This is a genomic window from Streptomyces sp. NBC_01013 (assembly GCF_045162765.1).
In the GTDB taxonomy this organism is placed as follows: Bacteria; Actinomycetota; Actinomycetes; order Streptomycetales; family Streptomycetaceae; genus Streptomyces.
The window spans coordinates 4,002,930-4,020,762 of record NZ_CP108687.1 but is presented as its reverse complement, the minus strand read 5'-3'; the positions used below and the strand labels follow the sequence as shown (position 1 = coordinate 4,020,762).

19 protein-coding genes, 3 tRNA genes and 1 other RNA gene are annotated in these 17,833 nt (G+C 71.1%); 8 read left to right on the top strand and 15 right to left on the bottom strand.

The window, feature by feature from the left end:
• Window positions 1-397: 397 nt before the first annotated feature.
• The 4 genes from OG538_RS17385 to OG538_RS17370 all read right to left on the bottom strand — a co-directional run bounded on the left by OG538_RS17385 (window position 398) and on the right by OG538_RS17370 (window position 2,089).
• Window positions 398-482, bottom strand: a tRNA-Ser gene (locus OG538_RS17385).
• Between the two features lie 78 nt (window positions 483-560).
• The gene (tadA, locus tag OG538_RS17380) at window positions 561-989 is read right to left on the bottom strand and encodes a tRNA adenosine(34) deaminase TadA (protein ID WP_406100189.1); all 429 of its coding nucleotides are present in this window, start codon (window positions 987-989) and stop codon (window positions 561-563) included.
• A gap of 93 nt (window positions 990-1,082) precedes the next feature.
• Complete coding sequence (locus OG538_RS17375; RefSeq protein WP_406094584.1) at window positions 1,083-1,640, bottom strand: hypothetical protein; 558 nt, start codon at window positions 1,638-1,640, stop codon at window positions 1,083-1,085.
• A 248-nt stretch (window positions 1,641-1,888) separates the two neighbouring features.
• The gene (locus OG538_RS17370) at window positions 1,889-2,089 is read right to left on the bottom strand and encodes a hypothetical protein (RefSeq protein WP_406094582.1); all 201 of its coding nucleotides are present in this window, start codon (window positions 2,087-2,089) and stop codon (window positions 1,889-1,891) included.
• Between the two features lie 103 nt (window positions 2,090-2,192).
• On the opposite strand from OG538_RS17370, the gene upp reads away from it, so the two are divergent.
• Window positions 2,193-2,828 carry a uracil phosphoribosyltransferase gene (upp, locus tag OG538_RS17365; RefSeq protein ID WP_406094580.1) on the top strand — a complete coding sequence of 212 codons (636 nt, stop codon included), beginning with the start codon at window positions 2,193-2,195 and terminating at the stop codon, window positions 2,826-2,828.
• 137 nt (window positions 2,829-2,965) lie between these two features.
• Here upp and OG538_RS17360 read toward each other — a convergent pair whose 3' ends face one another.
• Window positions 2,966-3,562, bottom strand: coding sequence for a LytR C-terminal domain-containing protein (locus OG538_RS17360; RefSeq protein WP_406100188.1), 597 nt, complete (start codon window positions 3,560-3,562; stop codon window positions 2,966-2,968).
• A gap of 145 nt (window positions 3,563-3,707) precedes the next feature.
• Window positions 3,708-4,004: a type II toxin-antitoxin system VapB family antitoxin gene (locus tag OG538_RS17355; protein WP_073736427.1), complete on the bottom strand. Its 297-nt coding sequence runs from the start codon at window positions 4,002-4,004 to the stop codon at window positions 3,708-3,710.
• A gap of 226 nt (window positions 4,005-4,230) precedes the next feature.
• Between OG538_RS17355 and OG538_RS17350 the strand changes: the two genes are divergently transcribed.
• Window positions 4,231-5,766: a helicase HerA-like domain-containing protein gene (locus OG538_RS17350; RefSeq protein ID WP_406100186.1), complete on the top strand. Its 1,536-nt coding sequence runs from the start codon at window positions 4,231-4,233 to the stop codon at window positions 5,764-5,766.
• A 36-nt stretch (window positions 5,767-5,802) separates the two neighbouring features.
• Here the strand turns inward: OG538_RS17350 and OG538_RS17345 are convergent, their stop codons facing one another.
• The 4 genes from OG538_RS17345 to OG538_RS17330 all read right to left on the bottom strand — a co-directional run bounded on the left by OG538_RS17345 (window position 5,803) and on the right by OG538_RS17330 (window position 8,730).
• Entirely contained in the window at window positions 5,803-6,423 is a 621-nt protein-coding gene (locus OG538_RS17345; RefSeq protein WP_406094578.1) for an HhH-GPD-type base excision DNA repair protein, read from the bottom strand.
• 134 nt (window positions 6,424-6,557) lie between these two features.
• Window positions 6,558-7,805, bottom strand: coding sequence for an RNA polymerase sigma factor (locus OG538_RS17340; RefSeq protein ID WP_406094576.1), 1,248 nt, complete (start codon window positions 7,803-7,805; stop codon window positions 6,558-6,560).
• Window positions 7,802-8,215, bottom strand: a complete 414-nt coding sequence (locus OG538_RS17335; RefSeq protein WP_406094575.1) for a YciI family protein — start codon at window positions 8,213-8,215, stop codon at window positions 7,802-7,804. The genes OG538_RS17340 and OG538_RS17335 overlap by 4 nt, the downstream gene beginning before the upstream one ends.
• Window positions 8,216-8,433: 218 nt before the next feature.
• Window positions 8,434-8,730, bottom strand: coding sequence for a hypothetical protein (locus tag OG538_RS17330; protein WP_406094573.1), 297 nt, complete (start codon window positions 8,728-8,730; stop codon window positions 8,434-8,436).
• 222 nt (window positions 8,731-8,952) lie between these two features.
• On the opposite strand from OG538_RS17330, the gene OG538_RS17325 reads away from it, so the two are divergent.
• The 3 genes from OG538_RS17325 (at window position 8,953) to OG538_RS17315 (ending at window position 12,134) form a co-directional block, all read left to right on the top strand.
• Window positions 8,953-9,471 (top strand): GNAT family N-acetyltransferase, encoded by a 519-nt coding sequence (locus tag OG538_RS17325; RefSeq protein ID WP_406094571.1) that lies wholly within the window; start codon window positions 8,953-8,955, stop codon window positions 9,469-9,471.
• Between the two features lie 387 nt (window positions 9,472-9,858).
• Complete coding sequence (gene uppS, locus OG538_RS17320) at window positions 9,859-10,572, top strand: polyprenyl diphosphate synthase (RefSeq protein WP_406094569.1); 714 nt, start codon at window positions 9,859-9,861, stop codon at window positions 10,570-10,572.
• Window positions 10,573-10,724: 152 nt separating this feature from the next.
• Window positions 10,725-12,134, top strand: coding sequence for an oxygenase MpaB family protein (locus OG538_RS17315; RefSeq protein WP_406100184.1), 1,410 nt, complete (start codon window positions 10,725-10,727; stop codon window positions 12,132-12,134).
• 207 nt (window positions 12,135-12,341) lie between these two features.
• Here the strand turns inward: OG538_RS17315 and OG538_RS17310 are convergent, their stop codons facing one another.
• Window positions 12,342-12,926 carry a TetR/AcrR family transcriptional regulator gene (locus tag OG538_RS17310; RefSeq protein WP_406094567.1) on the bottom strand — a complete coding sequence of 195 codons (585 nt, stop codon included), beginning with the start codon at window positions 12,924-12,926 and terminating at the stop codon, window positions 12,342-12,344.
• A gap of 142 nt (window positions 12,927-13,068) precedes the next feature.
• Between OG538_RS17310 and OG538_RS17305 the strand changes: the two genes are divergently transcribed.
• Window positions 13,069-13,626, top strand: coding sequence for a hypothetical protein (locus OG538_RS17305; RefSeq protein WP_406094565.1), 558 nt, complete (start codon window positions 13,069-13,071; stop codon window positions 13,624-13,626).
• A 114-nt stretch (window positions 13,627-13,740) separates the two neighbouring features.
• Here OG538_RS17305 and OG538_RS17300 read toward each other — a convergent pair.
• The 3 genes from OG538_RS17300 to OG538_RS17290 all read right to left on the bottom strand — a co-directional run bounded on the left by OG538_RS17300 (window position 13,741) and on the right by OG538_RS17290 (window position 15,893).
• Window positions 13,741-13,832 (bottom strand) — tRNA-OTHER (locus OG538_RS17300).
• 118 nt (window positions 13,833-13,950) lie between these two features.
• A complete protein-coding gene (locus OG538_RS17295; RefSeq protein ID WP_406094563.1) occupies window positions 13,951-14,655 on the bottom strand; it encodes a response regulator in 705 nt (234 codons plus the stop codon).
• Complete coding sequence (locus tag OG538_RS17290) at window positions 14,652-15,893, bottom strand: sensor histidine kinase (RefSeq protein ID WP_406094561.1); 1,242 nt, start codon at window positions 15,891-15,893, stop codon at window positions 14,652-14,654. The genes OG538_RS17295 and OG538_RS17290 overlap by 4 nt, the downstream gene beginning before the upstream one ends.
• A 140-nt stretch (window positions 15,894-16,033) precedes the next feature.
• Between OG538_RS17290 and OG538_RS17285 the strand changes: the two genes are divergently transcribed.
• The gene (locus tag OG538_RS17285) at window positions 16,034-17,233 is read left to right on the top strand and encodes a serine hydrolase domain-containing protein (RefSeq protein WP_406094559.1); all 1,200 of its coding nucleotides are present in this window, start codon (window positions 16,034-16,036) and stop codon (window positions 17,231-17,233) included.
• Window positions 17,234-17,418: 185 nt separating this feature from the next.
• On the opposite strand, the gene OG538_RS17280 is transcribed toward OG538_RS17285, so the two are convergent.
• Window positions 17,419-17,506 (bottom strand) — tRNA-Ser (locus OG538_RS17280).
• Window positions 17,507-17,638: 132 nt separating this feature from the next.
• Here OG538_RS17280 and ffs point away from each other — a divergent pair.
• Window positions 17,639-17,735: signal recognition particle sRNA small type (gene ffs, locus OG538_RS17275), an RNA gene on the top strand.
• Window positions 17,736-17,833 lie beyond the last annotated feature (98 nt).

Below are 17,833 nucleotides of genomic sequence, written 5' to 3'. Positions count from 1 at the left end.
CTGTGGAGCGGCAGGATGGTGAACGAGCCTCTCGGACACCTGGCAGGAATCCGGGGGGCGAGGAACGGGACCTCCTCTGTGGGGTTCTCGCCGCGGCCTTCCCCCCCGATCGCGGCGAGGGCTTGTTGGGCCTGTTCTCATCGGGGGGAGCGGCTTGTCCCCCCGATGCCGCTTCCCCCGACCCGAACCCCTCGTCCGGATCAAGCCGGGCTAGCCGGGTCCGCCGTGACGCGCAGCGTCCGGCCCGAACGAAATCCCCTGAGCGCGCCAGTGGCCCCGGGTCCGACCGTCGTCGGGCCCGGGCCACTGCCGTCCCCGCTGGAGCATCGCCGACGGAACAGGGCCCGGGCGGAAAACTCGAAGGGCCCGACGCTGTGCGCCGGGCCCTTCACAAGAGCGGTAGCGGAGGGATTTGAACCCTCGGTGAGTTTCCCCACACTCGCTTTCGAGGCGAGCTCCTTCGGCCGCTCGGACACGCTACCGAGAGAGAGCTTAGACCATCTCGGCCGTCCGTCGAAATCCGATTCCCGGCACGCCCGCGAACGCGCGGGGAACCCAGGTCAGCGGTCGCGGAAGAAGGCCGTCAGGAGGGAGGCGCAGGCCGTCTCCAGGACGCCGTGGATCACCTCGGGGCGGTGGTTGAGCCGGCGGTCCCGTACGACGTCCCAGAGCGAGCCGGCCGCTCCGGCCTTCGTGTCCCGGGCGCCGTAGACGACCCGGCCCACGCGGGACTGCACCAGGGCGCCCGCGCACATGGTGCAGGGCTCCAGGGTGACGACGAGGGTGCAGCCCGACAGCCGCCACTCGCCCAGTGCGGCGGCGGCCCGGCGCAGCGCGAGGATCTCGGCGTGCGCGGTCGGGTCGCCGGTCGCCTCACGTTCGTTGTGGCCCGTGGCGAGCACGGTGCCGTCCGGAGCGAGGACGACGGCGCCGACCGGCACATCGCCGGCCGCCGCCGCCTCGCCCGCCTCGTCCAGGGCGCGGCGCATGGACTCCCGCCACGGGTCCCGTACGGGGTCGTGCTGCGGGTGCTGCGCTGCGGACGCATCGTGCGGGTGCGGTGGTTCGGTCACCCGCGGACCCTAGCGGACGGTCTCCAGGACCTCGGCCGCTCCCAGTGCGTCGGCGATCTCCGCCAGTGCGTCCGTCCGCAGTATCAGCAGCTCCGCCTCGGGGAGCCCGAGGTCGGACAGCACCCCGGTGTCACCGAGCGGACCCGCCGGTACGGCGTCCGGGTCCGGCGCGTCGTCATCGTCGGTGTTGTCGTTGGCGTTGTCGGGCGCTTCCGGCTCCCCGTCCTCCGTACCGTCGAGGCCGACGAGCTCTTCGAGGGCGGCAATCGAGTCCTCGGCCCCGGGTTCGCGGCCGAGCAGTTCATCGGTGAGGAGGATCTCCCCGTACGAGGAGCGGGCGGCGGCGGAGGCGTTCGAGACGTAGATACGCGGGTCCTCCTCACCGTCCACCCGGACGACGCCGAACCAGGCGTCCTCCTGCTCGATGAAGACGAGCACCGTGTCCTCGTCCACCGAGGCGTCACGGGCCAGGTCCGTCAGGTCCGACAGGGTCTCCACATCGTCGAGCTCCGTGTCGCTCGCTTCCCACCCGTCTTCGGTGCGCGCGAGCAGTGCGGCGAAGTACACCGTGACTCTCCCACTGGTCTGAGAGCCCCTCGTTCGGATCGGACCGGATCAGCAAGCGGGATCCGAACCCAACGAATGGCCCTGGTGTGTCGGTCCGGCGGGGGACCGGCCGGTGGTCCGGCTGCCCTGCGTCCCGCCCATCGGAATCGTGGCAGAAACGAGGGCCTCGCGAGAGCAGTTCCGCCGTTGCGTCGGCCATCAGTTCTCTCCGACGCCGCCACCTGGGCGTTTCTCCGACGGCTGGGCGGCTACCAGCGGAACGTCCGCATCCGCATGGCCTGGCGCATTCTGGCGGCCTTGACCCTGCGCGGCTGGACCCGGTCGCGGAGCGCCTTGGCCTCGTGAAGCTCGCGGAGGAACTGGGCGCGGCGCCTGCGCCGCTGCGCGTCGGTCTCCGGCGCGTCCTGCGTGTCCGGTGCGTCCTGCTCCTGCCTCGCCCCGTCCGGCATCGCTCGTCACCCCCAAGGCTGGGTCCGTATGCCCCCACCTTCCCTCCGAACGTGCGGTTGATGCCAGCGCACGGGTACGGGAGGCGCGGTTACTGTTGGTGGCATGCGGATCCACGTCGTCGACCACCCGCTGGTCGCGCACAAACTCACCACCCTGCGCGACAAGCGCACCGACTCCCCGACCTTCCGGCGCCTCGCCGACGAGCTGGTCACCCTGCTCGCGTACGAGGCCACCCGCGATGTGCGCACCGAACAGGTCGACATCGAGACCCCGGTGACATCCACCACCGGCGTGAAGCTGTCGTACCCGCGGCCCCTGGTCGTGCCGATCCTGCGGGCCGGCCTCGGCATGCTCGACGGCATGGTGCGGCTGCTGCCGACCGCCGAGGTGGGCTTCCTGGGCATGATCCGCGACGAGGAGACGCTCCAGGCCTCCACGTACGCGACGCGCATGCCGGAGGACCTCTCGGGCCGCCAGGTGTACGTTCTGGACCCGATGCTCGCCACCGGCGGCACGCTGGTCGCGGCCATTCAGGAGCTGATCAAGCGCGGCGCGGACGACGTCACCGCGGTCGTGCTGCTGGCGGCGCCCGAGGGCGTCGAGGTGATGGAGCGCGAGCTGGCGGGGACGCCGGTCACCGTGGTCACCGCGTCGGTCGACGAGCGGCTCAACGAGAACGGCTACATCGTGCCGGGCCTCGGCGACGCCGGGGACCGCATGTACGGCACCGCCGGCTGAGGGCTGTCCAGCCCTCCCCGGTAACGGGTGTCAGGAATCCGAAGCCGGGACGGTGAACGGCCGGGGCGCTCCTCGTGAGCGCCCCGGCCGTCGCGTTCCGGGGGCCGGCCGGGCGCCCCGCGCCCCCCGTCCGTTCCTCAGCAGGAGGAAGGCGCCGGGGCCGGCTTGGTCAGGGCGGTCAGCGCGGTGGCCGCCGCCTGCGGCGTGCTGAACGCCTTGAACTTCGTACCGATGATCAGATCGATGTCCGTGCCCTTGCGCGCGTCGGTCTTCGTCGCCGCGCCCGGCAGCTGCGTGCCGAGCACCGGGAACGTGCCGTTGACCGCGCCCGGAGCCCCCAGCAGCAGGGCGGTCCCGGCGACCTTCTTGTCGTACGCGGCGGTGGCGTTGCCCACCTTGCCGATGGTGAAGCCGCGCTTCTTCAGCTCGTCGGCCGCGGCCTTGGCCAGTCCGCCGCGCGGGGTCGCGTTGTAGACGTTGACCGTGATCTTCGCGGGCTTCGGCAGGACCTTCGCGGGCGCGGACGGCTTGGCGGTCGGACAGTCCGCCTTGCGGTCGGCGGCGCTGGCCTGTTTGTCGCCGCCCGTGAAGACATCGATGAGCTGCAGCGTGCCCCATCCGGCCAGCCCGAGGGCGACCACGGAGGCGATGGTCGTGAGGACGAGTTTGCCGCGGCGGCGGGGACGCCGCATGCGCGGGTACTTGTCACCCGTGATGCGGTACTTTCCGCCCATGCCGGGGGGAGTGAGCATGCTCATGGGCGCAGCGTAGTGCGACCCGGTGATGATGACTATTTGATGATCGACGGATCGCACCCGTCCGGGTGCGAAAGCACCCGAACGAACCCCGCCGGAGTCGAACGCAACGGGCGGGAGGCGCTCAGCCGAGTTCGAGCACGCGGGCGTGCAGCACCTGGCGCTGCTGGAGCGCGGCGCGGACCGCGCGGTGCAGTCCGTCCTCCAGATAGAGGTCGCCCTGCCACTTCACGACGTGCGCGAACAGGTCGCCGTAGAACGTGGAGTCCTCGGCCAGAAGCGTTTCGAGGTCCAGCTGGCCCTTGGTGGTCACGAGCTGGTCGAGGCGGACCGGGCGCGGCGCGACATCCGCCCACTGCCGGGTGCTTTCCCGGCCGTGGTCGGGATAGGGCTGCCCATTTCCGATGCGCTTGAAGATCACACGGAAAGCCTACCGGTCAAGAGCCTCCAGGCGCAGCCAACGGGCCGGACTGCGATGCTGTCCGAGGAGGCATATAAGCGTCCATTCCGGAATTGAGGCCGTGGTGAACGAGAGCGACAGCGCGGGCCGGGGCGCAGCCGGGCGCGCACAGGGTGGTGCGAGCGGCGGTACCGGCGTGGACGGCGCACTTCCGCCGCAGGCGCGGGAGATCGCGGCCGGATACGACATGGCGGGACCCGCCCTCGACCTCGGCGCGCTGCTCTGGGACGGCGCGTGCCTGCCCGGCGCACAGATCCGCATCCCGCTCGGCATGCTCAACCGGCACGGTCTCGTCGCGGGGGCCACGGGCACCGGCAAGACCAAGACCCTCCAGCTGATCGCGGAGCAGTTGTCGGCGAACGGGGTGCCGGTCTTCCTCGCCGACATCAAGGGCGACGTCTCCGGGATCGCGTCACCGGGCGCCGAGGGCGACAAGGTCGCCGAACGGGCCGGCCAGGTCGGGCAGGAGTGGACGGCCACCGCCTTCCCCACCGAGTTCTACGCGCTGGGCGGCATCGGCCCCGGCATTCCGCTGCGGGCGACCGTCACCAGCTTCGGTCCCGTCCTGCTCGCCAAGGTGCTCCGGCTCAACCGGACGCAGGAGCAGTCGCTCGGCCTGATCTTCCACTACGCCGATGCCAAGGGGCTCGACCTGGTGGACCTCAAGGACCTGCGGTCGGTGGTCGCCTTCCTCGTCTCGGACACCGGCTGCTCCGAACTCAAGGGCATCGGCGGGCTCTCCACGGCCACGGCCGGGGTGATCCTGCGCTCGGTCACCGCGTTCGAACAACAGGGTGCGGCCGACTTCTTCGGCGAACCGGAATTCGACACGGCCGAGTTGCTGCGGCAGGCGCCCGACGGGCGGGGCCTCGTCTCCGTGCTGGAACTGGCCGCGGTGCAGGACAAACCGCAGCTCTTCTCGACCTTCCTGATGTGGCTGCTCGCGGACCTCTTCCACGACCTTCCGGAGGTCGGCGATGCGGACCGGCCCAAGCTCGTCTTCTTCTTCGACGAGGCGCATCTGCTGTTCAACGGGGCCTCCCCGGCGTTCCTTGAGTCGATCACGCAGACCGTGCGGCTGATCCGGTCCAAGGGCGTGGGCATCTTCTTCGTCACGCAGACGCCGCGCGATGTCCCCGCCGACGTCCTGGGACAGCTCGGCAACCGGGTGCAGCATGCGCTGCGGGCCTTCACCCCGGACGACGCGAAGGCGCTCCGGGCGACGGTGAAGACCTTCCCGCACTCGCCGTACGACCTGGAGGAGCTGCTGACGGGTCTCGGCACCGGCGAGGCGGTGATCACCGTGCTGAGCGAGCGGGGCGCGCCGACGCCGGTGGCCGCGACCCGGCTGCGCGCCCCGCAGTCGCTGATGGGCCCGTGCCCGGCGGCGGAGCTGGACGCGGCGGTGAAGAGCTCCTCGCTGTACGGACGTTATGCGCAGGCTGTGGACAGGGAGTCGGCGTACGAGAAGCTGAGTGCGGCCCCGGATGCGGAAGACCGGTCCGCCGCCGAGGCCGCCGACCGGGCCGCGGTGGACGAGGCGGTCGCGTCCGGCGAGCCGTCCGCACGGCGTTCCTCCCCGGAAGGCCCCGGTGAAGACGCCTCGCTGGTGCGGCAGGTGGTCGGCAGCGGCATGTTCAAGTCGCTGGCACGGTCCGCGGGGACGCAGCTGGGCCGGGAGATCTCGCGCTCGCTCTTCGGGACGGCCCGCCGCCGACGGTAGAGCGCAGCGCCGGGGGGCGCGGAGCCCGGGGCGGGCTCACCTGGCCTTGGCGGCCGCCTTCGCGGCCTTCGCCGCCTGCTTGGCCTCCTGCTTGAAGGCGCGGACCTCGGCGAGTGACTCGGGCCCGGTGATGTCGGCGACCGAACGGCGGGAGTCCGCCTCCCCGTACGCCCCCGCGGCCTCCCGCCAGCCCGGCGGCCGGACGCCGAACTGCTTGCCCAGCAGCGCCAGGAAGATCTGCGCCTTCTGGGTGCCGAAGCCGGGCAGGGCGTTGAGCCGTTTCCGCAGCTCCGCCCCCGTGGTGGCCTCGCTCCACACCATGCTCGCCTCGCCGTCGTACTGCGCCACCAGGTACTGGCACAGCTGCTGTACGCGCTTGGCCATCGACCCCGGATAGCGGTGCAGAGCGGGTTTGTCGGTGAAGAGTTCGATGAAGGCCTCGGGGTCGTATGTTGCGATCTCATGGGCGTCCAGGTCGGCCCCGCCCATCCGCTGCGCCAGTGCGTACGGACCGGAGAACGCCCACTCCATCGGCACCTGCTGGTCCAGCAGCATGCCCACGAGTGCGGCGAGCGGGCTGCGCGCGAGAAGCTCGTCCGCCTCCGGCTGCTGAGCGATCCGGAGGGTGAGGTCCTGGCCCTTGTTGCTGTTGGTCATGGAGCCGATGATTGCGAGCCGGGGCGGCGACGGCCAGTGAAACCACCGCCGGTGCTGTGGTTTGCAGCCGTTTGCCGCTGTTCTCCGCTGCTTCCCGGGCGCGAAGGGCGGGGTCGGGGCCCGTCGCGGCCCCGTCAGCCGTCGAGGCGGTCCGCGCGTCCGTACAGGTACCGGGCCTCCGGGATGCTCAGTGTCGCGGAGGCTGCCGAACGATAGGCGGCGCGGGCGCCTTCGGTGTCGCCGGCCCGTTCCAGCAGGTGGGCGCGGACGGCGTCCAGCCGGTGGTGGCCCGCCAGCCGGTCCGTGAGTGCGTCGATCTCGGCCAGCCCGGCCCGCGGCCCGTGCACCATGGCGACGGCGACGGCCCGGCTCAGTTCGCCCATGGGGCCGGGGGCGATACGTACGAGGACGTCGTACAGCGCCAGGATCTGCGGCCAGTCGGTGTCGTCGGCACGGGCGGCCTCGTCGTGCAGCGCCGCGATGGCCGCCTGCACCTGGTAGGGCCCGGCGGGCCCCTCTTCCAGTGCCTCCTGGACCAGGGCGAGCCCCTCGGCGACGGCGGCCCGGTCCCATCGGGTGCGGTCCTGTTCGTCGAGCGGGATCAGTTCGCCGTGCGGCCCGGTGCGCGCGGCGCTGCGGGCGTCGGTCAGCAGCATCAGCGCGAGGAGACCGGTCACCGAGCCGTCCCGGGGCAGCAGCCGGCGGACCGAACGGGTCAGCCGGATCGCCTCCCGGGCCAGGCCGGCGCGGTGCAGGGCGTGTCCCGACGTCGCCGTGTAGCCCTCGTTGAAGATCAGGTACAGCACCTGGAGCACAGCCGCGAGCCGTCGGTCCCGGTCGGCGGGAACGGGCTGGACGAAGGTGGCACCCCGGATCTTCCGCTTCGCCCGGCTGATCCGCTGCGCCATCGTTGCTTCCGGCACCAGATGCGCTCGGGCGATCTCGGCCGTGGTCAGCCCGCCGACGGCCCGCAGTGTCAGGGCGATCTGCGCGGCCGGGGCCAGGTCCGGATGGCAGCACAGGAAGAGCAGGGTGAGGGTGTCGTCCTCGGAAGGGGCCCGGCTGCCGCCCGGCACGGGCTCGTCGGCTGCCGACGCGGTGAAGGCGTCCCTGGGCGTGAGCGCGGCCGCCTGTTCCTCGCGCGCCCGCCTGGCCGCGTCGCTGCGGAGCCGGTCCATGAGCCGGCGCGAGGCCACCCTGATCAGCCAGCCACGCGGGTTGTCCGGCACCCCCTGCTCCGGCCACTGCCGGGCGGCGGCGATCAGGGCCTCCTGCACCGCGTCCTCGGCCGGGTCGAAGTGCCCGTAACGTCGCACCAGCGCGCCGAGGACCTGCGGGGCGTGCCGCCGCAACAGGTCCTCGACCTCGGCCGTACGTTTCACACATCGCCTCCGCCGCTGTCGATGGGCCGGATGACCACCGGACGGGCGGGTGCACCGGCGGGCGCCGGACACCGCGTGACGCGCGCGGCGATCTCGGTGACCCGCTCCAGGCTCTCGCAGTCGAGCACCCAGTATCCGGCGAGCAGCTCCTTCGTCTCCCCGTACGGACCGTCGGTGATGACCGGCCGGCCGTCCTCACCCGCCTGGACGTGCCGGGTCTTCGCCGGTTCGACCAGGCCCTGCGCATCGATGAGTTCGCCCGTCTCGGCAAGATCGTTGCTGACGGCGCCCATGAACGCGAACATGGCCTGCACGTCCTCCTCGCTCCAGGCCGGACTGTCGGCGGACGCCTTCCCGCGCATCGCCTCGTAGTCGGCCTGCGAGCCCGTCACCATCACGAGGTACTTCATGATCCCGCTCCCTCTGCCTACCGGCCGCCCCCTCGTGGGGCGACTCTCACAGGGGACGTCGGAGCGGGGCGACGGTTCTCGACACCGCGCCGGACGGATTTCCACAATCCCCGAGAATTCCCGGAACGGCCCAGGGGCAGGGGCAGGGGCGGGGCCGGTGACAGGGGGCGGCCTCCGAAGGCGTACGCCGTGGTGCGGGGCCGATGTGAAGCCCTGGGTCAGCCCCGCTGCAGGGCGGCAAGGCCCTTCTTCATGTCGTCGGTGTTCATGACGGGCTGGATTTCGATCTTCGCGCCGAGTCCCTCGAAGAGCGGCTCCGCGATGGAGGGCAGCACCGAGCTGTCCTGCATGTCGAAGACGAAGGTGCAGCTGCGCTTGCCCTCGCTCGGGCCGAAGTAGGCGGCCTCCGGCTTGAGGCGTTCCGTGAGCGACAGCATGATCGTCGCCAGGGTGCCGTTCTTGACCGCTTCGTTCGCGAGCCCGGTGTCCAGCTGTGCCCGCAGCATGACCCTCATGGTGTGACTCCTTCCGCCACCCCGGGGCCGGCGCGGGTCCGTCCGCGCCCGTGGGACCCCGGAGACGTCCCGCTCAGCGTCACCGTGGGCGGCGGGGGCAGCCAACATCTCGTGCACCATCCGGGCTGTCCACCCCCTGGGCCGTCGCGTTGTCGCGTGCGCGCCTTGGGCTTTCACCCGGACACACTCACGAGGCGGCCCGTGCGTTGGCAGACTGCGCAGATGATCGATGACCTTCCCGTCGGCCTGAAGGCGCGGCGCCCCGTCGAAGAGGACCACCCCCGCGTGCTCGCCGTCCTGGACACGTGGTGGGGCGGCCTGAAGGGGAAAGCGGGCGCGACGGAACGCGCGCTGCTCCTGCCCCGCCTCTACTTCCAGCACTTCACCGCGTCCAGTTGTCTGGTCGAGGACGACGGTGGGGAGATCGTCGCCTTCCTGATCGGCTTCCTGTCTCAGACAGAGCCGGATGCCGCCTACGTACACTTCGTCGGCGTCGACCCGGCCCTGCGCGGACGAGGCGTCGGGCGGTCCCTCTACCGGTCCTTCTTCGCGCTGGCCCGGTCTCACGGGCGCCGCTACGTGCACAGCATCACCAGCCCGGAGAACACCGCATCGCGGGCCTTTCACGCCAGCATCGGGTTTACGGCGTCCGCCGTGAAGCGGGACTACGACGGCCCCGGGCTCGACCGGGTGGCATTCACCCTCGACCTCGCCCCCCAACCGAACGGCGGTGGCGGGTGAGCCGCTGACGCCATGTCGCGGACAGCGAAGGTTTCGTTGTCCGCGACCCATCCCGTCGGTGTCCTCCGACTGACGTGCTACGGGTGAAGAGGCCGGCATCGCGATGCGCCGGGGACCGGGCACCGCCACTCTGCTGAATGTGAGGAGCAACGGGGGGTGCGCCATCCGCCTCGGTGGAGCCTGCGGACTCGAGTCGACGGGGGCGCTTCGATGACATCCAGTGGAGCAGCACGATCCGGACGGGCTCATGTGAGGGGTGAGCCGGCCGACGGCGTCGGCACACGATCGGAAGGCGCCGCTCCACCAGCCGTCCCGGTGCAGCCGGCAGGAAGCCGGTCCGGTGGATCCGGCGGGTCCGGCGGGTCCGGCGGGGTACGGCAGCGGCCGGTGCCACGCCATGTCGCCTGCGTGATGGACGGGAACGGCCGGTGGGCGCAGCAGCGTTCCCTGCCGCGGACGTCAGGGCACCGGGCGGCCGAGACCACGGTGATCGACGTCATCGAGGCGGCGCGCTCGGCGGGGGTCGAGTGGCTCAGCCTGTACGCCTTCTCCACCGAGAACTGGCGGCGGCCGGGCGAGGAGATCGACTTCCTCATGCGTCTGGTGCGCCGCGTGGTGCGCAAACACGCGCCGCTGTTGCACGCCCGCGGAATCCGCTGCCGATTCCTGGGCGCCGGGGACCCGAGGATCCCCGCCGCCCTGGCCCAGGACTTCGCCGACCTGATGACACTCACCGAGAACAATCGGGGCATGACGCTGACCGTGGCGTTCGACCACGGCGGGCGCCAGGACATCGTGTCCGCGGCACGGTCCCTGATCCGTGCCGGGGTGTCCGCCGATGCCGTCGACGAGGCACGCTTCGCCGCTCATCTGCCCGTCCCCGACACGCCTGACGTGGACCTCGTCATCCGTACCTCCGGTGAACAGCGCATCTCCAACTTCATGCTCTGGCAGGTGGCTTACGCCGAGTGGACCTTCCCGTCGGTGCTGTGGCCCGATTTCCGTGCGTCGCACTTCCTGGAGTGCCTGCACGACTACCGAAGCCGCGACCGCCGCTTCGGCGGCGTGACCCCGCAAGCGAACGGAGAGCCCCGCAGGTGAAGGACACGGACAGCAGCCACTCCGCGCGGACCGGCCCCGAAGCAACGGGCCCCCACGAGGACCTCGACGCCTCGGGCCCGCACGGCGCCCCCGACGCCTCGGGCCCGTACGAAGGCCCCGACAGAGAGGCCACCGACCCGCCGACCGAATCCCTGTTCGGTCCCGAGTCGCAGTTCCACCGCTTCTTCAACGACCCCCGTTGGGCACTGGCCGTCGTCAGGGCCACGGTGCTGGAAGCCGCCCACCCGCAGATCGGTGCCGCGCTGGCCGACAACTCCTCCTTCGTCGTGCATCCGTGGCGACGCCTGAGCAACACTCTGGTGAGCCTGCAACGCATGTTCGGCGCCGACGAGCCCACACGGCAGCGGGAGGCGGCACGGCTCAACCGCCTGCACACACGGCTGAACGGGACGGACGCGAGTAACCGGCCCTACGACGCCATGAACCCCGAAGTGCGCGCCTGGGTGGTCGCGACGCTCTTCGAGAGCTCCGTCACCATGTGCCGACTGAGCGGGCAGCCCCTGGACCAGATCACCATGGAACGGCTCTACGCCGAGTTCCAGGCCTTTCTCGCCGCCCTGGGGGACGAAGCGGGCCACCTCCCGCCCACCCTGCCCGAGTTCTGGCAGTACTACGACCGCATGGTCGCGGAGGAACTGCAGAACACCGAGGCGCTGCGCATCATCCTCTTCAAGCTCTTCGAACATCTACCGGCGCCGCCGCTGTTCGCAGGTCTGCCCACGGTCTGGGCGACCGGACGTGCGCTGGCGGGACCCGTGATCGGCACCGTCACCGTCGCCTCCCTCCCCGAGGTCTTCCGCCGGCGGGCGGGACTGCCGGAGGTTCCTGGTGCGCAGACCCTGATGCAGGGTGCCTACCTTGCCGCCCGCCTGGCCGGAGCCCTGCCCGACCACTGGATTCAGACAGAGAACGTCGTCGGTCTGCTCCAGCTGTCGCCGGACGGCGACGGCCCCTGCGCCGAGGCACTCGCCGCATTGCGCGCCCGGACGAAACGGGCCGGCGCGTTCATCCGGCTGATCACACCGGTGCCGGCCCCACGGGACAGTGCGGTCGGCCCCGAGAGCCGGCGCAGTGCCCGCGTCTTCTTCACCGAGGTGCTGGACCAGACCGGGGACGGCTGTCTGGACTGGCCCGACCTCGCCGCCATGGCCCGGGAACTCTGCTCCCGTCTCGACCTGGACGAGCCGGAGGAGACCCGGCTGTACGACGCGTTCGCGGCGTGGTGGAGGGAACTTCAGGCGGCCATGGACAGTGACGGTGACGGCCGGGTGAGCGAGGACGAGTACGCGGCCGCAGCCCCGTCGCTGGCAGGACCGGCGCTGATCAGGGTGGCCGAGGTTCTTTTTGCTGTCACCGACAAGGACGGCGACCAGTTCATCGACGCCGAGGAGTACCGCCTCCTGTTCAGGCGGGGCTTCGGGCGGACCGTCCTGGACGCCGAAGGGCGCTACTCCCGGAGCGCATTCGTACGGGACTTCCTGTCCTTCATGTCGGGTCGTCAGCGCTCGACCCCCTACGACCCGCTGCTCTCCGACGCGTAGGACGTCGTACCTACCTGCGACATCGTCGGCGGGTGCACGCTTGCCGAACCGTGGCGTACGCCGGTGAATGCGACCGGAACCGAGACCGTGCGGGCCTTCAGCTGCCGGTCACCGGGCTGTACCACTGCCCGGTCCGGCCAGGCCGGTGACGGTGACGGTGCGTGCGAGGTCGTGGGCCCGCGGCGGCGGAGGCCCGGCCGAGGCCGCTCAGGCTCCGCGTGCCCGCAGGATCTCTTCGGCGCCGCGGAGGAAGGTCTCGGAGATCAACTCCGGGTCGAAGAGGCAGCCCGCGGCCATGGCTCCGTCGCGGAGCATGACGAGGTGGCGGGCGGCTTCGTCAGCGGGCTGGTCGCCGACCTGCGCCAGCAACTCGGTGACGGTCTCCAGGAACCACTGGCGGTGGTCCAGGACGGCTTGATGGATGGGATGGGCGGGGTCCGGGTATTCGGCCACCGCGTTGAGGAAGGCGCAGCCGCGAAAGCCAGGGCCCTTGATGCCTCCGGTGATGAACCGGCAGACCGCGCGGACAGCGTCGGCCGCCGACTCCTCGCCCTTCCGCGCGATGTCGGTCCCCGCCCGGATCCCCCGGTCGGCCTGGCCGAGGTAGGCGAGGACGAGTTCCTCCTTGCCGGTGAAGTGCCGGTACAGCGTGGCGCGGGTGACCTGCGCCTCCGCGATGATCCGGTCGACGCCGACGGAGTGGATGCCCTCCGCGTAGAAGATTCTGGTCGCCGTATCGAGCAGCCGCGCTCGCGCCGCTGACGTACTGCTCCCTCCTCCGCCTTCGCTCATGCGGCCAGATTACCCCAGGGGTGAGGGAGAACGTTCGGTCTTGACAGGGTCGGCCCGCCCCTCGACCATGAAAGAGACAGAACGTTCTCCCTCGGTGTTTGGTCGTCCGACACCCACTCGCTTTTTCGTGAAAGGAACTTCCGTGGACACCCTCGTCGGTACGGCGCCCACCACCGTTCCCGCTGCCTTGCGCAAGCTGTACTTCCTGCGCTTCGCGTTCGCCGCGGTGTGGGCCGCCCTGCTGTTTGCGACGGCCGACGAGCTGAGCGCGTTCGCCGTCACGCTCCTGGTGGTCTATCCCCTGTTCGACGTGGCCTGCGCGATCGTCGACATCAGGTCGGCCCGGGCGAACGGCCAACCGCTGCGCGCCCTGTACGTGAACATCGCGCTCAGCGCCCTCACCGGCATCGGCCTCGCCGCCGCGGCCACCTCCGGCATCCCCGCCGTCCTGCGGGTCTGGGGCGCCTGGGCCGTCACCGCGGGCATCGTCCAGCTCGTCGTGGGCGCCGCCCGACGTCAACTCGGCGGCCAGTGGGCGATGATCGCCAGCGGCGCCATTTCCACCCTCGCCGGCGCCTCGTTCCTCGCCGCGGCGGGCAAGGCCGGAGCCTCCCTCGACAACCTGGCCGGCTACGCCTTCCTCGGCGGCGTCTTCTTCCTCGTCTCCGCCCTCCGACTGGGACGGGCGCACAAGGTGTGAAGCGTCGCGTCGACGAGTTGCCGACGCGGACCGAAAACGGCGATCGGGCCGTGAACGTCGAAGGGCCCCACTGCAAGCGGTGGGGCCCTTCGACGTATTGCCCGGTGAGAGCAATGGCGGACGATACGAGATGCGAACTCGTGAGGGGTTGCCCCCCACACGCTTTCCACGTTCGCTTGGCGGTTCGGCGAGAGCCGTACTCGCCCTGACCTGTGGTGGAGTAGGTGGGATGGCCTCGTCCGGACAGCTCCGGACGGGGCTGAACGAGACCAGGACCGAGACCGGAGAGCCGTGCGGGCGGCCGTGAAGAGGAGCGGAAGCCGGTCAGCCGGCGAAGCGCGGGACCACCAGGCCGGACTCGTAGGCGATCACCACCGCGTGGGTCCGGTTCTGCGCGCCGAGCTTGGTCAGCACGTTTCCGACGTGGGTCTTGATCGTCTCCAGGCTCACCGTGAGGGACTCCGCGATCTCCGGATTGGAGAGCCCGGTGGCCATCAGGCGCAGTACCTCCTCCTCCCGGCCGGTCAGGGCAGCTTGGGGCAGGGCCTCTGCGGAGCCCAGCGGGCGGGCGGCGACCATGCGACTCAGTGCGGCCGGGAAGAGGACCGCTTCGCCCGCCGCCACCACCCGTACCGCCTCGGCGATCTGGCGGACCGGCAGGCGCTTGAGGACGAAGCCGCTGGCGCCCGCGCTGAGGGCGGCGGTGACGTAGCCGTCGTTCTCGAAGGTGGTGATCACCACGATCCTCGGCGGGTCGGCCGCTTCGGCCAGCAGTCGGCGGGTGGCGTCGATCCCGTTGAGACGCGGCATTCGGACGTCCATCAGGACCACGTCCGGCCGTAGGCTCCGGGCCCGGTCGAGCGCCTCGACGCCGTCGGCGGCCTCGCCGACCACCGTGATCCCCGGCTGCGCGGCGAGCAGCATGCCCAGACCGCTACGGGTCACCTCGTCGTCGTCCGCGATCAGGAGGGTGACGGCGGAGCCTTCTGCGGCCAGGGCCGTACCTCGGTCCGCGTCGGATCCACTCACGCCGACGCCCGTACCGGCAGCCGGACGGCCAGCCGCCAGTGCCCCGCCCCGTCCGGGCCGGACCGGAACTCACCGTGCAGCAGCCGGATGCGCTCGGCCAGTCCGGGCAGACCGTGGCCGGAGGTCGAGAAGGCTCCCGAGCCCGGCCCCCTCCGCGTCCCGGTCCGGTTGACCACGGTGAGGTCCAGCCCGTCCGGTCCGGCCGCCACCCGGACCTCGATCGGGCCGCCCGCCCCGTGGCGCAACGCGTTCGTCAGCCCCTCCTGGAGGATCCGGTACGCCGCTCGGGAGAGCGTGCCCTGCACCCGCGCCAGTTCACCCGACAGCTCCGGTTCCACCACCGCGCCCGCGTGCCGCAGCCGTTCCAGCAGTTCGGGGAGGTCGGCCAGGGTCCGGGTCGGTGCCGTCCCCGGCTCTTCCTCGCGCAGTACTCCGAGCGCGTAGTCCAGGTCCTCCAGCGCGGCCCGCGTCGATTCCTCGATGCTGCGCATGGCGGCCCGCGCCGCAGCCGGGTCGGCGGAGAGCACCTCTCCGGCCACCGCTGCCTGGATGGTGGCCGCCGTCAGCGTGTGCCCGATCGAGTCGTGCAACTCGTGGGCGATCCGGTTGCGTTCGGCCAGCAGCAGTTCCCGCTCGGCAGCCAGCGCGAGCCGTTCGGCCGCCGACGGCCCCAGCAGCCGTGGCGCCGACCACCGCAGGGCCTTCGTCACCAGCACGCAGACAGCGACCGCCAGCAGGACGCACGCCGCAGCCACCACCCAACTCCACCCGCCCGACACTCGGACCGACGTGCCGAACAGGCTCGCCCGCACCTCGCCGCCGAGCCAGTTCCCCGGCAGTGAGAGACCCATGATGAACAGCACCCCGCCCGCCAGCGCCCCCGTCCATCCGGCGGCCATGTGCAGGACCAGCCAGAGCGGGGTCCGCCAGCGGTCGAGGCCGAGCGAACCGGAGGCGCGGCGGCCGGCCACCGGATTCGGCAGCGGCACCCGCAGCAGCCGGCGGGCGGACGCGACCAGCGCTCGCCGTACAGGGTGTGCCAGTCCGACCACGCCGACCAGCGCCGCCCAGACCAGCAGGACCACGACGACCTGCACGCTCTCGGGGGCGGAGCGCCACGACAGCGCCGGCAGCAAGGCGAAAGGCAGCAGCGGAAGGCTCGCCAACGCGCCGCAGTACGCGAACAGCACACCTGAGTAAGTGGAGCCGCGCAGCAACAGCCGAATTCCCCTGATCATGATCGCCAGTATCGTCGGGCAGCCCGCCGGCGGCCTCCCCCGATCGGGGGAGTGATTTCTCCTGCCTTCCCGCGATGCGGTCCAAGGGCCCCGGGAGCCAGGATTCGTGCCCCGACCACACGATTTCCCGGGAGTGACTTATGAGTGATCGGACACGCCAGGGCATTCGCTTCTCGATCCGGCACCAGGGCGGCCGACGGCGACGGGCCGTGTCGGCCTTGGCCGCGGTGGCCGTCGGCGTCATGACCCTGGGCGTCCTCGCCCCGCCCGCCGCCTTCGGGTCCGCCGCTTCCACCACCTCTGCTGCTGTCGCCAGGCCGAACGCCGTCCAGCAGGCCCTGAACACGCTGGTGCGCGATGGCGGGACGCCCGCCGCGCTGGCAAGCGTCAAGGGCCGTGACGGCCGTATCCGCACCTACACCGCGGGGGTCGGCGACCTGGCCACCGGCTCGAAGGTTCCCAGGGACGGGCAGGTGAGAATCGGCAGCAACACCAAGTCGTTCACGGCGGTCGTGGTGCTGCAGCTCGTCGGCGAGGGAAAGATCGACCTCGACGCCTTCGTCGACACCTACCTGCCCGGCCTCGTACGCGGGGAGGGCATCGACGGGAACCGCATCACCGTCCGCCACCTCCTCCAGCACACCAGCGGACTCCCGGAGTACAGCAACCACCTCGGGGACGACGCGCGGTACTACGCCCCCCGTGAACTGCTCGCCACAGCACTCCGGTACCCCGCCGAATTCGACCCCGGGAAGAGCTGGAAGTACAGCAACACCAACTACGTGCTCGCCGGCCTGATCGTCCAGAAGGTCACCGGCCGCCCTCTCGCCGAGGAGATCGACCGGCGGATCATCAAGCGCATCGGGCTGCGCCACACCTACTTCCCCGCTCCCGGTGATGCGAGCATCCGAGAGCCTCACCCCCACGGCTACTACCAGGAATCGACACAGACGCCGCTGCGCGACATCACGGAGATCGACCCTTCCTGGGGCTGGGCGGCAGGACAGATGATCTCCACCAACTCCGACCTCAACCGCTTCTTCACCGCGCTCCTGGCCGGCCGCCTCCTCCCGGCGGCCCAACTCGCCCGGATGCGCTCCACCGTCCCGGCCGAAGCGACCTTCGGACCGGGCGCCCGCTACGGACTGGGACTTGTCAGCAGACCGCTGCCGTGCGGCGGCCTGGCCTGGGGCCACGGCGGCAGTTTTCCGGGGTACGAGACCCGTGGCGGGGTCACCGACGACGGCCGCGCCGCCGACGTCGCGGTCACCACGCAGCTCACCGACAAGGCGGCCCGGAGAAGTCTCGAACGCGCCGTGGACACCGCCTTGTGCCGCTGAATCCTGCCGAGGGCGTTTCGTGTCCGCGGGTCCGCAATGACGTCGGGCCCACGGACACGTCCGTTCACAGCCGCCGTGCCACAACCCCCACGGGGCTGCCTCCGCGGCACTTGCGACCAGGGAACGCAGAAGGCCCCGGCCGGTTTCCCGGTCGGGGCCTTCGACGTATTGCCCGGTGAGAGCAATGGCGGAGGATACGAGATTCGAACTCGTGAGGGGTTGCCCCCAACACGCTTTCCAAGCGTGCGCCCTAGGCCACTAGGCGAATCCTCCGCGGCAAACAATACAAGACGTTGAGGAGTGCTCGCGAACCCGTTCCGCCTCGGACCTCTCCGGGCGGTCTCGGCGGGGGTCCGGGGTGCGGGGGAGGTGGACTTGCGGGGGTGGGGATCGGCTAAGGTGGGCGTCAGCCCCTCACGTGGCGCTATCTGACTGAACTCCCCCAGGGCCGGAAGGCAGCAAGGGTAAGTTGGCTCTGGCGGGTGCGTGGGGGGCCCTTGTATGTCCGGGCTCCTCGGCCGGGGTCTGCCGGTGTCCGGATTTCCTGTGGTGAGGTTTCCCGCAGTCGATGGTGTGCCCGGTCCGGGGCCGGTTGTCAGT

Excerpts from the sequence above, each read along its gene's own strand:
- tadA (WP_406100189.1), bottom strand. The coding sequence starts at position 989 with ATGCGCCGCGCCCTGGACGAGGCGGGCGAGGCGGCGGCGGCCGGCGAT.
- OG538_RS17370 (WP_406094582.1), bottom strand. The coding sequence starts at position 2,089 with ATGCCGGACGGGGCGAGGCAGGAGCAGGACGCACCGGACACGCAGGAC.
- upp (WP_406094580.1), top strand. The coding sequence starts at position 2,193 with ATGCGGATCCACGTCGTCGACCACCCGCTGGTCGCGCACAAACTCACC.
- OG538_RS17360 (WP_406100188.1), bottom strand. The coding sequence starts at position 3,562 with ATGGGCGGAAAGTACCGCATCACGGGTGACAAGTACCCGCGCATGCGG.
- OG538_RS17350 (WP_406100186.1), top strand. The coding sequence starts at position 4,231 with ATGGCGGGACCCGCCCTCGACCTCGGCGCGCTGCTCTGGGACGGCGCG.
- OG538_RS17345 (WP_406094578.1), bottom strand. The coding sequence starts at position 6,423 with ATGACCAACAGCAACAAGGGCCAGGACCTCACCCTCCGGATCGCTCAG.
- OG538_RS17335 (WP_406094575.1), bottom strand. The coding sequence starts at position 8,215 with ATGAAGTACCTCGTGATGGTGACGGGCTCGCAGGCCGACTACGAGGCG.
- OG538_RS17330 (WP_406094573.1), bottom strand. The coding sequence starts at position 8,730 with ATGAGGGTCATGCTGCGGGCACAGCTGGACACCGGGCTCGCGAACGAA.
- OG538_RS17325 (WP_406094571.1), top strand. The coding sequence starts at position 8,953 with ATGATCGATGACCTTCCCGTCGGCCTGAAGGCGCGGCGCCCCGTCGAA.
- OG538_RS17310 (WP_406094567.1), bottom strand. The coding sequence starts at position 12,926 with ATGAGCGAAGGCGGAGGAGGGAGCAGTACGTCAGCGGCGCGAGCGCGG.
- OG538_RS17290 (WP_406094561.1), bottom strand. The coding sequence starts at position 15,893 with ATGATCAGGGGAATTCGGCTGTTGCTGCGCGGCTCCACTTACTCAGGT.
- OG538_RS17285 (WP_406094559.1), top strand. The coding sequence starts at position 16,034 with ATGAGTGATCGGACACGCCAGGGCATTCGCTTCTCGATCCGGCACCAG.